General features: G+C 70.8%; 12 protein-coding genes and 2 pseudogenes. 10 read left to right on the forward strand and 4 right to left on the reverse strand.

Annotation, left to right across the window (positions count from 1 at the left end):
* Positions 1 to 11: 11 nt before the first annotated feature.
* Positions 12 to 440: a transcriptional repressor gene (locus FHS23_RS19895; RefSeq protein WP_183658290.1), complete on the reverse strand. Its 429-nt coding sequence runs from the start codon at positions 438 to 440 to the stop codon at positions 12 to 14.
* A gap of 322 nt (positions 441 to 762) precedes the next feature.
* Here FHS23_RS19895 and FHS23_RS19900 point away from each other — a divergent pair, with 322 nt between their 5' ends.
* From FHS23_RS19900 to FHS23_RS23385, 5 genes and pseudogenes are all read left to right on the forward strand, one after another.
* Complete coding sequence (locus FHS23_RS19900; protein ID WP_183658293.1) at positions 763 to 1785, forward strand: iron-siderophore ABC transporter substrate-binding protein; 1023 nt, start codon at positions 763 to 765, stop codon at positions 1783 to 1785.
* Positions 1786 to 1800: 15 nt separating this feature from the next.
* Positions 1801 to 2784, forward strand: a complete 984-nt coding sequence (locus FHS23_RS19905; RefSeq protein WP_183658295.1) for an iron chelate uptake ABC transporter family permease subunit — start codon at positions 1801 to 1803, stop codon at positions 2782 to 2784.
* Positions 2781 to 3908, forward strand: a complete 1128-nt coding sequence (locus FHS23_RS19910) for a FecCD family ABC transporter permease (protein ID WP_183658298.1) — start codon at positions 2781 to 2783, stop codon at positions 3906 to 3908. Before FHS23_RS19905 ends, FHS23_RS19910 begins: the two co-directional genes overlap by 4 nt.
* 11 nt (positions 3909 to 3919) lie before the next feature.
* Positions 3920 to 4744: pseudogene (locus tag FHS23_RS23380) on the forward strand (ABC transporter ATP-binding protein); the annotation flags it as partial.
* 183 nt (positions 4745 to 4927) lie between these two features.
* Positions 4928 to 5485: pseudogene (locus FHS23_RS23385) on the forward strand (MSMEG_1061 family FMN-dependent PPOX-type flavoprotein); the annotation flags it as partial.
* 155 nt (positions 5486 to 5640) lie between these two features.
* Here the strand turns inward: FHS23_RS23385 and FHS23_RS19920 are convergent.
* Positions 5641 to 6306 carry a TetR/AcrR family transcriptional regulator gene (locus FHS23_RS19920; protein ID WP_343054127.1) on the reverse strand — a complete coding sequence of 222 codons (666 nt, stop codon included), beginning with the start codon at positions 6304 to 6306 and terminating at the stop codon, positions 5641 to 5643.
* 205 nt (positions 6307 to 6511) lie between these two features.
* Here FHS23_RS19920 and FHS23_RS19925 point away from each other — a divergent pair, with 205 nt between their 5' ends.
* A complete protein-coding gene (locus FHS23_RS19925; RefSeq protein ID WP_183658306.1) occupies positions 6512 to 7936 on the forward strand; it encodes an MFS transporter in 1425 nt (474 codons plus the stop codon).
* A gap of 140 nt (positions 7937 to 8076) precedes the next feature.
* Here FHS23_RS19925 and FHS23_RS19930 read toward each other — a convergent pair whose 3' ends face one another.
* Both FHS23_RS19930 and FHS23_RS23390 read right to left on the reverse strand, forming a co-directional pair.
* A complete protein-coding gene (locus FHS23_RS19930; RefSeq protein WP_183658309.1) occupies positions 8077 to 8301 on the reverse strand; it encodes a 4Fe-4S domain-containing protein in 225 nt (74 codons plus the stop codon).
* A 72-nt stretch (positions 8302 to 8373) separates the two neighbouring features.
* Positions 8374 to 8670, reverse strand: coding sequence for a cytochrome P450 (locus FHS23_RS23390; RefSeq protein WP_246382491.1), 297 nt, complete (start codon positions 8668 to 8670; stop codon positions 8374 to 8376).
* A gap of 749 nt (positions 8671 to 9419) precedes the next feature.
* Between FHS23_RS23390 and FHS23_RS19940 the strand changes: the two genes are divergently transcribed.
* The 4 genes from FHS23_RS19940 (at position 9420) to FHS23_RS19955 (ending at position 12497) form a co-directional block, all read left to right on the forward strand.
* Positions 9420 to 9809 carry an ArsR/SmtB family transcription factor gene (locus FHS23_RS19940; protein ID WP_183658312.1) on the forward strand — a complete coding sequence of 130 codons (390 nt, stop codon included), beginning with the start codon at positions 9420 to 9422 and terminating at the stop codon, positions 9807 to 9809.
* Complete coding sequence (gene arsB / locus FHS23_RS19945) at positions 9806 to 10918, forward strand: ACR3 family arsenite efflux transporter (RefSeq protein ID WP_183658315.1); 1113 nt, start codon at positions 9806 to 9808, stop codon at positions 10916 to 10918. Before FHS23_RS19940 ends, arsB begins: the two co-directional genes overlap by 4 nt.
* Before the next feature lie 23 nt (positions 10919 to 10941).
* Positions 10942 to 11349 (forward strand): arsenate reductase/protein-tyrosine-phosphatase family protein, encoded by a 408-nt coding sequence (locus tag FHS23_RS19950; protein WP_183658318.1) that lies wholly within the window; start codon positions 10942 to 10944, stop codon positions 11347 to 11349.
* A 62-nt stretch (positions 11350 to 11411) separates the two neighbouring features.
* Positions 11412 to 12497 carry an ArsO family NAD(P)H-dependent flavin-containing monooxygenase gene (locus FHS23_RS19955; RefSeq protein WP_183658321.1) on the forward strand — a complete coding sequence of 362 codons (1086 nt, stop codon included), beginning with the start codon at positions 11412 to 11414 and terminating at the stop codon, positions 12495 to 12497.
* Positions 12498 to 12499 lie beyond the last annotated feature (2 nt).

Genomic DNA, 12499 nt, shown 5'->3' on the forward strand with positions numbered 1-12499 from the left:
ATCAGCGTTGATCAGGAACTAACTGCGGAACACTCGGGGCACACGCCCCAATAGATGATCTCGGCCTCGTCGATGCTGAAGCCGTGGTCGTCGGAGGCCTCCAGGCACGGAGCCCCGCCGACGGCGCAGTCGACGTCGGCGATCCGGCCACAGGAGCGGCACACGACGTGGTGATGGTTGTCCCCGACCCGCGTCTCGTACCGCGCGACGGAGCCCATGGGCTGAATACGCCGGACGAGTCCGGATGCCGTCAACGCGCGCAGCACGTCGTAGACAGCCTGATGGGAGACCTCACCGAGCTCCTCACGCACGTGACCGATGATCGAGTCGGTGTCGGCGTGAGGGTGTTCGTGCACCACGGACAGCACCGCCACCCGCGGACGGGTGACACGCAGGGATGCCCCGCGCAGCAGCTGTTCGAGATCCGTGGTCGTCGGCACGGCCGCCAGTCTGCCGCAAAATCTTGAATGAATCAAGAATGACGCACGGCCGGGTTACCGCGCGCCCACAAGGGCAACTCGGGGACGTTCGACGCGACGAACCCCTCCCCTCTCGTCGCCACGTCTCGTCGCCGCGTCTCGTCGCCGCGTCGCCGTGCCGTCCGGCGGGCACGTGCCCTCGGGGCTCCATCGGAACGACGGGCGGTGCGTGATGCGCCGCACGTCGCCGGGAGTTCCGGCGGCGGACCCTCGAAGTTAGGGTAGGCACAGTTAACCGCCCCGTACCCGTTTCGTCCCCCCCCGCCCCCGAAAGGCCGACGCCATGAGCCGCGCCACTCGCCACGTCCGAACTCTGTTCACCGTGCTCCTCGCAGGCGCGCTCGCGGTTCTGACCGGCTGCACGACGACCGGCTCCGGCGCCGGTTCCCACGGCGGCGAACAGCTGAACCGGCAGGCCGACGCGTCGCAGTTCCCGGTCACGATCCCCACGAAGTTCGGCGACGTGACCGTCGAGGAGCCGCCGCAGCGCGTCGTGGCGCTCGGGTGGACCGACGCCGAGGTCGCGATGGCCCTCGGCGTGCAGCCGGTCGGCGTGGCCGACTGGCTCGAGGTCGGCGGCAACGGTCTCGGCCCGTGGTCGAAGCAGAAGTTCGACCGGCCGCCGGAGAAGCTCGGCACGCTCGAGGTCGACATGGAGAAGGTCGCCGGGCTCAACCCCGATCTCATCCTCGACACCCGCTCGAGCGGCGAGCGCGGGCGGCACGACCGCCTCAGCGAGATCGGTGTGCCCGTCGTCAGCCTGCCCGAGGGCGCCGACGACTACCTGACGACGTGGCAGCAACAACTCGACATGATCGGCAAGGCGCTCGGCAAGCAGGACGAAGCCCGTCAGCTGCGAAAGGACCTCGACGCCAAGTTCGACCGGGTCGCAGGGGAGCATCCCGAGTTCAAGGGCAAGGAGATGGTGCTGGCCTCGCGCCTGCCCGACGCATGGGGCGCTTACCGGGACGGCGACGGCCGCGTCGAGTTCATGGAACGCCTCGGGTTCGTCAACTCGCCGCGCATCGAACGCCAGCCCAGCGGCCGAGGGTTCACCGTGCCCATCTCCGACGAACGCCTCGACCTCCTCGACGCCGACCTGACCGCGGTGTTCCTCATCGGCGCCGAGCCGGAGGCCGTCACCGGCGACCCGCTGTACCAGGCGGTCCCGTCGGTCGAGAAGGGTGACGACCTCGTGCTCGGCGACCAGGACATCTCGCTGGCGTTCTCCAGCAACTCGGTGGTCGGCCTGTCGTGGGCGCTCGACGAGGTCGTCCCGCTGCTGGCGGACACCGTCGGCGACTGACACTCACCGGCGACCGTGCGGAAACTCCTGGGAATCGGCGGCCTCCTGGCGGCGGCGTGCGCGCTGAGCCTGGCGGTCGGCACCAAGGACATCCCGGTGACGACCGTGTTCGAAGCGCTCACGGCGTTCGACCCGGGCGACGTCGACCACCTCGTCGTCACCGAACGCCGCGTGCCGCGGACCCTGGCGGGACTGCTCGTCGGCGCCGCGCTCGGACTGGCGGGCACGCTCATCCAGGGCGTGACCCGGAACCCGCTGGCCGATCCCGGCATCTTCGGCGTCAACGCGGGAGCCGCGCTGTTCGTGGTCCTGGGGATCGCGGTGTTCGGCGTGACGAGCCTGACCGGGTACGTGTGGTTCGGGTTCGCCGGCGCGGCCGCCGCCTCCGCGGTGGTCTACGCGATCGGTTCGCTCGGCAGGGGCGGAGCGGCCCCGCTGAAGCTCGCCCTCACCGGTGCGGCCCTGACTGCTGCGCTGAGTTCGCTGCAGAGCGCCGTCCTGCTGACCGACCCGGCGACACACGACCGGTTCAGGTTCTGGCAGGTCGGCACCCTCGCGGGCCGCGACCCGGACGTCGTCGGCCAGGCGCTGCCGTTCCTCGTGGTCGGCATCGCCGGTGCATTGCTGCTCGGCAAGGTCCTCAACGGACTGTCGCTCGGGGACGACGTCGCGCGTTCCTTCGGGCAGAACACGACGACCGACCGCGTGTGGTGCGGCCTGGCCGTCGTCGTGCTCGCCGGTGCGTCGACCGCACTCGCCGGGCCGATCACGTTCCTCGGGCTCGCGGTGCCGCACCTCGCGCGCACGATGGCGGGTCCCGACTACCGGCGCATCCTGCCGCTGTCGATGCTGATCGGGCCGGTACTGCTGGTGCTGGCGGACGTGCTCGGCCGAGTGGTCGCGCGGCCCGGCGAGGTACAGGCCGGCGTCGTGACGGCCCTGCTCGGCGCACCCGTCCTCGTGCTGCTCGTGCGACGGAGGAAACTGGCCCGGCTATGACCCCGACCCGGACATCGACATCGACAACCACCGAGTCGACTCCGACGCCCGCGACGACCTCGCGGCGCGGGCGGGCGACGTCCGACGACGTGGCCCGGGTCTCGCGTGCCCGCGGCCGGGAACACAGGCGGTCGGTCGCCGTGACGGCGGGGCTCGCAGCCGCCGTCACGGTGGTGCTGGTCGGCGCGCTCGCCGTCGGCGAGTTCCAGATCGGCGTTCCGGACCTGCTGGCCAGGCTCACCGGGCAGCCCGTGGGTGCGCAGCAACCGCGGATCGACTACGTGCTGTTCGACCTGCGCCTTCCACGCGCGGTGACCGGCCTGCTCGTGGGCGTCGCGTTCGGACTCGCGGGGTCGGTGTTCCAGCGGCTGCTCCGGAACCCGCTGGCCAGTCCGGACGTGCTCGGCATCTCGGCCGGTGCCAGTGCCGCGGCCGTGTTCGCCATCGTCGCGTTCGGCGCGAGCGGCTTCGCGGTCTCCGCCGGCGCGTTCACCGGTGCCGTCGCCGCGTCCGCGCTGATCTACGCGCTCGCCTGGCAACGCGGCATCAGTGGCTACCGGCTCGTGCTGATCGGCATCGGCGTCAACGCGGCGCTGCTGGCAGCGGTCTCGTTCCTCATGACACGCGCCGACATGACCGACGCGCAGCAGGCACTGCTCTGGCGCACCGGCAGCCTGTACGACAGCTCGTGGGGCGAGGTCACGGCATTGCTGAGCTGCCTACTGGTGCTCGTGCCCGCGGCGTTACTGCTCGCCCGGGCACTGCCGACACTGCAGCTCGGCGACGACTCGGCACGGGGCCTCGGTCTGCCCGTCGAGCGCTCCCGGCTCGCGCTGCTGCTCGTCGCGACCGGGCTGATCGGCGTCGGCACCGCGGCGGCCGGACCGGTCGCGTTCGTGGCGTTCCTGTCGGGCCCGATCGCCTCCCGCATGCTCGGCGGCGCACGCCCCGGCGTCGTGCCCGCCGCGCTGGTGGGTGCGCTCGTGACGCTCTGCTCGGATTTCGCGGCCCAGCACCTGTTCGGCGATCACCAGTTCCCCGTCGGCGTCGTGACCGGTGCCGTCGGCGCGCCGTACCTGCTGTGGCTGCTGGCGAAAAGCAATCGCGCCGGACACGGCGGATGAGGAGAGGAAACATGGCAGCACACCCCGCAGCGGGAGGGGCCGTCGACTCCGGGCGGTCCACCGTGCACACCGAGCGGGTCGGCCTCGGCTACGGCGACCGCCGAGTGGTCGACGACCTGTCGGTGGCCGTTCCCCCGGGGAAGATCACGGTGATCGTCGGCCCCAACGCGTGCGGCAAGTCGACGCTGCTCCGCGGGATGGCGCGCCTGCTCCGACCGACGTCCGGCGGCGCCTACCTGGACGGCAAGAGCATCCACTCGCTGTCGAGCCGCGAGGTCGCCCGGAAGTTGGGCATCCTGCCGCAGTCGCCGTCGGCCCCCGAAGGCATCACCGTGACCGACCTCGTCGGCCGCGGCCGTTCGCCTCACCAGGGCTGGTTCGGCCGCTGGTCCGACACCGACGAGCAGGCGGTCGCCGACGCGATGCGCGCGACGGGAACGCTCGAGCTGGCGGAGCGTTCCGTCGACGAACTCTCGGGCGGGCAGCGGCAGCGCGTGTGGATCGCCATGGCGCTCGCCCAGCGCACCGGCGTGCTGCTGCTCGACGAACCGACGACGTTCCTGGACCTCACCCATCAGATCGAGGTGCTCGACCTGCTCGCGGACCTCAACCACGCCGAGGGCACGACGATCGTGGCCGTGCTGCACGACCTGAACCTCGCGTGCCGCTACGCCGACCACCTCGTCGTGTTGTCCGAGGGCAGGCTGGTCTCCGAGGGCGCGCCGCGGGAGATCGTCACCGAGGAGCTGGTGCGGGACGTCTTCGCGTTGCCGAGCAGGGTGATCGACGATCCGGTGTCGGAGAGCCCGCTGATCGTGCCCATCGGCAGGCACCACGTCATCGGCGGCACTTCGTCCGACAGCACCTCCACCGAGGCCCCGTCGACCGGCCGCCCCGCCGCCGGCCTGACCGCGGACGGCCCGGACGTCGAGGACCGTGCCGCCGCGACCGCCCCCAGGCCGGATCGGGCCACGGAGCGGGCCGAGTCCGTCGTGTCGTCGGAGGCCGAGCTGCGGGAGGTCGTCGCCGAGCCGGTCGCGCTGATCGCCGACAAGGCGGCCCCCGCCATCGACGACGAGTCCCGGCGGTTCGTCGAGACGGCGCCGCTGCTGATGCTGGCCTCCGCGGGCGACGACGGCCGCGTCGACGTGTCCCCGCGCGGCGACGAGCACGGCAGCGCGATCGTGCTGGACGAGCGCACCGTCGCGTTCGCCGACCGTCCCGGCAACCGCCGCGTCGACAGCATGCGCAACATCCTGCGCAACCCGCGGGTGGCGATGCTGTTCCTGGTTCCCGGCATCGACCACACCGTGCGCATCAACGGCACCGCCGCGATCGTCCGTGACGGCGAGCTCCTCGACCGGCTCGCCGTGAACGGTTCGCGGCCGGAGTTGGTCGTCGTCGTCACGGTGTCCGAGATATTCGTCCACTGTGGACGTGCGTTCAGCCGGTCGAAACTGTGGGAGCCCGACACCTGGCCGGAGCATGGTTCGTTGCCGACAGTGGGAACCCTCCTCAAAGCCCACTCCGCAGCCCGCGATTCCTTCCGCGAAGCCGACGAGACGACCACCGACTGAAGCTCCCGTGTTGCAGGTCCAGGGGCCCGTGTTGCGGGTCCAGGGGCCCGTGTTGCGGGTCCAGGGGCCCGCGTTGCAGGGAGCGGGCCGTGCCCGCGAGCACGACGAAGGCACATCCGGACATCGCCGCAGTCATCGGATCGCAGCGAAGGCGATTACCGACCTTCCCCGTCGATCGGCGTCACCGGGGCGGTCCAGAGGCCGGTCAGCGCGTCGATCAGGCCGTGGGCGGCCGCCTCCCAGGACTCCGCCGACGGCTCCGTACCGTCGGCCAGCGCCCGCTCGCGGTCCGCGACGGTGTGCACCATGAGGGTGCGGGCCATCTCGGCGCGTTGTTGCCGCACGCTCCGGGGCAGCCGGGGCAGGCAGGCCGCCAGTCCGTCCCGGATCTCGTTCAGCGCGGGTGAGTTCATCGCCTCGACGGAGATCACCTCCGCGAAGGCCGGTTCGGTGGCCGCCTGCGCGGCGAACCGCGCGTACCAGGTCGGCGAGCCGGATGCCGCGAGATGGCGGGTCGTGGGCAGCACCAGGCACGCGACCCAGTCACGGACCTCGGTCGAGCCGCGAACTCCCTCCACCATCTCCTGACGCAGGTGTTCGACTTGTTCGTGCCGGTTGCGCGCGATCGCACGCACCAGGTCGGCCTTGCCGCCGAAGTGGTAACCGACGGCCGTATTGTTGCCCTGCCCTGCGGCTTCGCTCACCTGCCGATTCGAAACGGCGGTCACTCCGTGTTCGGCGAAGAGCCGTTCGGCGGCCTCGATGATCAGCTGCCGGGTCGCGGCGGCCCGCGACGTCCGTTCCACTCCGTTATCGGTCACCACGACACAACACCTCCCAGCGGACTTCGCGGCAGCGTACGCGCCACCCACCCTGGCATCGCGCAGCGACAGCTTGTCCATGCTAAATTAAGGCAAGTGACTGATTGTCGTCCATCGAGACGGCACCCGTCCTCCCCGCGGCCGACGCCCTCGCGGCGCGACACCGACGTCCCGGCCGAACCCACGACTTCCGAGGAGTTCGCGCATGTCCCCCACTGCGACGGCACAGCCGGCGGACGAGAAGACCCCCGCACCCGCCCCGTCGCAGGCGATCGTGATGGTCCTGGCGTTCAGCGGCATCCTCGTCTCGCTCATGCAGACACTCGTCGTGCCGCTCGTGCCGACACTGCCCGCACTGCTGGGCGCATCTCCGGCCGACACGGCGTGGGCCATCACCGCGACCCTCCTGGCGGGCGCGGTCGCCACCCCGACCGTCGGCAGGCTCGGCGACATGTACGGCAAACGCCGCATGCTCCTGCTGAGCATCGGCCTGCAGATCGCCGGCTCCGTGTTCTGCGCCCTCGCCGGAAACCTGCCGATGATGGTGATCGGACGGACACTGCAGGGCCTCGCCGCAGGCGTGATCCCACTGGGCATCAGCATCATGCGCGACGTCCTCCCCCGTGAACGCCTCGGCTCGGGAACGGCGTTGATGAGCGGGTCCCTCGGCGTCGGCGGCGCGCTCGGGCTGCCCGCGTCGGCGTTCCTCATCGAACGGGCCGACTGGCACGTCATGTTCTGGGTGGCTGCCGCCCTGGGACTCGCGGCAGGCGTGCTGATCACGATGCTCGTTCCGGAATCGCCGGTGCGCGTGGGCGGACGCTTCGACCTGCCCGGCGCCGTCGGGCTGTCCATCGCCCTGCTGTGCCTGCTGCTCGCGATCTCGAAGGGCGCCGACTGGGGCTGGGCCGACGGATCGACCCTCGGGCTGCTCGCCGTCGCCGTCATGGTGCTGGCGCTGTGGGGCCGGTGGGAACTGCGCGCCGACAATCCCCTGGTCAACCTACGAACGACCGCACGCCGCCAGGTGCTGCTCACCAACATCGCGTCCGTGGTGTTCGGCTTCGCCATGTTCTCGATGTCGCTCGTCGTGCCGCAGCTGCTGCAGGCGCCCGAAGCCACCGGCCACGGTCTCGGCCAGACGATCCTCGTCACGGGTCTGGTCATGGCACCGAACGGCCTGATCATGATGGCGATGTCGCCGGTGTCGGCGCGGATCTCGGCAACGGCCGGACCGAAGGTCACGCTGATGACCGGGGCGGTCGTCGTCGCTTGCGGTTACGGGCTCGGGACGGTGCTGATGGGCGAGATCTGGCAGATCATGATCTTCACGTGCATCGTCGGTGCAGGCATCGGATTGGCCTACGGGGCCATGCCCGCCCTCGTCATGGCGGCGGTGCCGGTGTCGGAGACAGCGTCCGCGAACAGCCTCAACACCCTGATGCGCTCGGTCGGCACCTCCACGTCGAGCGCGATCACCGGCGTGGTGCTGGCCAGCATGACGATCAGCGTCGGCGGCACGGCCGTCCCGTCGGAAGGCGGGTTCCGGCTCGTGCTGGCCGTCGGCGCGCTCGCGGCGATCGCCGCGCTGTGCGTCGCTGCGTTCCTACCGAAACGCAACGACGCCTGACGACACCGTGTTGCGGATCCCGGGGACCGTGTTGCGGATCCCGGGGACCGTGTTGCGGATCCCGGGGACCGTGTTGCGGATCCCGGGGACCGTGTTGCGGATCCCGGGGACCGTGAGCGTGTCCGCCGCGGCGGACACGCTCACGGCCGGATGTCGTGCGCCTCGATCGCCCGGCCCGGGCACTGGTCCACGGCCTCACCGACGGCGCCTGCCAGCACCTCCGGTGGTGCCGGGTCGAGCAGCACGACCGTGCCGTCCTCATCGCGCTGATCGAACACCTCCGGCGCGAGGATCACGCAGTTTCCCGCGCCACAGCAACGTTCAGGTCCCCGGTCACGTTCATGCGGTCCACTTCCCTTCCTCACGGACACCGTCGCCAACCGGGGCGACGGCCGACGCCGCGTTGACGGACACTTCGCCGGCTGACCTCCACTCCCTCACCACGTCACGGGCAGCGCGTGGACACCGAAGGCGAGCGCGTCGTGCTTGAATTCGATCTCGTCGAACTCGACAGCCGCTGTCAGCGTCGGAATCCGGCGGAACAGGGTGCCGTAGACGATCTGCAGTTCCGCACGGGCCAGTTGTTGTCCGACGCACTGGTGCGGCCCGAAACCGAACGCCTGGTGCCGTCCCGGCGGCCTGCGAAGGTCCAGCACTTCCGGGCCGTCGACCACGGCGGGGTCGCGGTTTCCAGTCGGCAGGTCGGTGATGATGCCCTCGCCCTCGCGGATCACCTCCCCGCATCGAGGCCCCGCTCTCCTCCGACGACGCGTTGCCCCCGACGCCGACGGCACTGCGCTCCAGAATAAAGTCACGATCCTCGTAGGGAACCCCGAGCAGTTCGCAGATCATCGGCGACGGCAACGGCACCGCGAGCGACGCGACGAGGCCGGCCGGTTTCGGCCCCGCCAGCATCGCTCGTCGGTAATCCGCTGGATCGCAGGCCGCAGCGCCTGGATGTGCTTGGCCGTGAACGCCCGCGGCTGGATCTTCCGCAGCCTCCGGTGTTCGGCACCGTCCAGATTGAACACCATCGCCGGACGGCGTTCGAGTGTCCTGCATGGCTTGGCTGAACAGCGGACATCCCGCGCGGTGCTCGTCCACGCTGACTCGCTCGTCGCCGAGCAGCGCTCGTTGACACTCGTGCCCGGTGACCAGCCACGGGGTACTGCCGTCCCAGACCGTCACGCGACTCAGCGGCGCCTCTTCTGCCAACGCACGCAGGACGGGCGGCAGCGCGAACGGACTGGCGGCGTCGCGTTTCGCCGGGTGTCGCCCTTCGCCCGGACCCGGCATGCGGATCGCTCGAGAAATTGCCCGAGAGGCCCGGAAACCACAACACGATCCCCCAGAACCACAACACGGCCCCCGGGATCCGCAACACGATCCCCCAGAGCCGCAACACGGCCCCCGGGGTCCGCAACACGCGCGGGGTTGGTCACGCTGGGTTGACCCGTATATCGACGACCGTCAAGATAGACACATGTCGAAACAGCAGGCCCCGGCCGAGGCGTGCGACACATCGCTGTGCGGCGACCCGTTGTCACAGGAGCAGGCGGACGAGCTCGCACTCGCCTTCAAGGCGCTCGCCGACCCGGTGCGCCTGCGCCTACTGTCGCTCATCGCGTCCCACGCGGGCGGCGAGGCGTGCGTGTGCGATCTGACCGGAACGTTCGACCTCACCGGACCGACGATCTCCCACCACCTCAAGGTGCTACGCGAGTCCGGGCTCGTCACGAGCGAGCGGCGTGCGACCTGGGTGTACTACCGCGCGGCACCGGAGGTCCTCGCCCGACTGTCCGCCGTGCTCCAGCCCGCGGGCACCATCGACCCGGCAACCGGAACGACCCTCGAGACGGAGATCCCCGCATGACCGCGGACACCACGGACACCACGGAGGCGACGGCCGGCGACCGCGGCGTCGTCGGCAAGCTCTCCACACTGGACAGATTCCTGCCGTTGTGGATCGCCGCGGCGATGGTGGCGGGCCTGCTCGCGGGCCGGTGGATTCCCGGGCTGAACACGACGCTCGAGGCGATCTCGGTCGGCGGCATCTCGATGCCGATCGCGCTCGGCCTGCTGGTGATGATGTACCCGGTGCTGGCGAAGGTGCGCTACGACCGCCTCGACACCGTCACGCGCGACCACCGGCTGTTGTGGCCGTCGCTGGTACTCAACTGGGTCCTCGGGCCCGCCGTCATGTTCGCCCTGGCGTGGGCGCTGCTGCCGGACCTGCCCGAGTACCGCACCGGGCTGATCATCGTGGGGCTGGCGCGGTGCATCGCCATGGTGATCATCTGGAACGACCTGGCCTGCGGGGATCGCGAAGCCGCTGCGGTGCTGGTGGCGCTGAACTCGGTGTTCCAGGTCGTCGCCTTCGGCGCGCTCGGGTGGTTCTACCTCGAGCTGCTGCCCGCCTGGCTCGGCCTGCCGACGGCCGACCTCGACGTCTCGGCGTGGCAGATCGTCGTGAACGTGCTGATATTCCTCGGCATTCCACTCCTCGCCGGTTACCTCACGCGACGGTTCGGCGAACGCGCGAAGGGCCGCTCCTGGTACGAGTCCAGGTTCCTGCCGCGCATCGGGCCGCTGGCGCTGTACGGCCTGCTGTTCACCATCGTGCTGCTGTTCGCTCTGCAGGGTGAGCAGATCACGAGCAGTCCGTTCGACGTCGCACGGATCGCGCTGCCGCTGCTGATCTACTTCGCCGTGATGTGGGCCGGGTCGTACGCGCTCGGCAGGGCGGTCGGCCTGAACTACGAGCGCACGACGACGCTCGCCTTCACCGCGGCGGGCAACAACTTCGAGCTGGCGATCGCGGTGGCCATCGCGACGTTCGGCGCCACGAGCGGCCAGGCGCTGGCCGGAGTCGTCGGCCCGCTCATCGAGGTACCCGTGCTCGTGGCGCTCGTGTACGTCTCGCTCGCACTCCGGCGCCGCCTCTTCCCGTCGGCCGCCCCGAAACCACCCGTCCGGCAGTGATCAGTCCGGAGAAGGAGAACCCCGTGGCCGACATCCCCGAGGTGCTGTTCGTGTGCGTGCACAATGCGGGCCGTTCGCAGATGGCCGCCGCGTTGCTCGATCACCACGCGGCGGGCCGCGTGACCGTCCGTTCCGCGGGGTCGGCGCCCGCCGAGTCGATCAACCCGGCCGTGCGCGAGGTGATGGGTGAGCTCGGGCTGGACCTGAGCAAGGAGTACCCGAAGCCGTTGACGACCGAGGCGGTGCAGGCGGCAGACGTGGTGATCACGATGGGCTGCGGCGACGCCTGCCCGGTGTTCCCCGGTAAGCGCTACCTGGACTGGCAGCTGGCCGACCCCGCGGGCAAGGGCGTCGACGACGTGCGCCCGATCCGGGACGACATCGACCGCCGGGTGCAGGCGTTGTTGGCCGAGCTCGTGCCGACGCCGTGACGCCCGCCCGGTCGTCCAACGCCGCCACGGAGGCACATGACGGCGGTCAGGGAGGGTGAGTGGTGACCGACCCCGTGGACGTGGTCGTGGTCGGCGGCGGTCAGGCGGGCCTGGCGGCGGGTTACTTCCTGCGCCGGGCCGGACTGCGGTTCGTCGTCCTCGACGCGCAGGACGTGCCGGGCGGCGCGTGGCGTCGCGGCTGGGACTCGCTCCGCCTGTTCTCCCCTGCCGAGCACAGCCCGCTGCCCGGTTGGTGGATGCCCGCCCAGGACGGCGAACGGTTCCCCACCGCGGACCACGTCGCCAGGTACCTGCGGGACTACGAGCGGCGCTACGACCTTCCCGTCCGTCGCCCGGTGCGGGTCCACGGCGTACGTGACGCGGGAGCACGGCTCGCCGTCGACACCGACCACGGCACCTGGCACGCGCCCTTCGTCGTCAGCGCGACAGGAACCTGGGAATCGCCGGTGACGCCGGAGTTACCCGGTTCCGCGGAGTTCGCGGGCGAGCAGCTGCGCACCGTGGACTACCGCTGCCCGGAACGGTTCCGCGGCCGCCGGGTCGTGGTCGTGGGAGGCGGCAACTCGGCGGCGCAGATCCTCGCGGAGGTGTCGACCGTCGCGACGACGACGTGGGTCACGCGCCGACCTCCGCGGTTCATGCCCGACGACGTGGACGGCCGCGTGCTGTTCGACGTCGCCACGCGGCGGGACGCGGCACGCCGAGCGGGCACCGACGCCCAGAGCGTGTCGGCGCTCGGGGACATCGTGATGGTTCCGCCGGTCCGCGAGGCCCGCGACCGCGGCGTAGTCCACGCCCGGCCGATGTTCGACCGCCTCACCCGCGACGGTGTGGCATGGGACGGGACAGACGCGGGCGAAGGCTCCGAGCAGCCGTGCGACGCGATCATCTGGTGCACCGGGTTCCGGCCCACGCTCGATCACCTGGCGCCACTGGACCTGCCGCGTCCGCACGGTGTGCCGAAGACGGTCGGCACCCGCTCGGTCGACGAACCCCGGCTGCATCTGCTGGGCTACGGCGACTGGACGGGCCCGGCGTCGGCGACGTTGATCGGCGCGAGCCGCACCGCGAAACCTGCCGTCGCGGACATCGCCGAGCGTCTGCGGACGGAAAGGCCGGCGCCGTGACG

Origin of the sequence: Prauserella isguenensis, assembly GCF_014191605.1 — a bacterium.
GTDB classification, from domain to species: Bacteria; Actinomycetota; Actinomycetes; order Mycobacteriales; family Pseudonocardiaceae; genus Prauserella; species Prauserella isguenensis.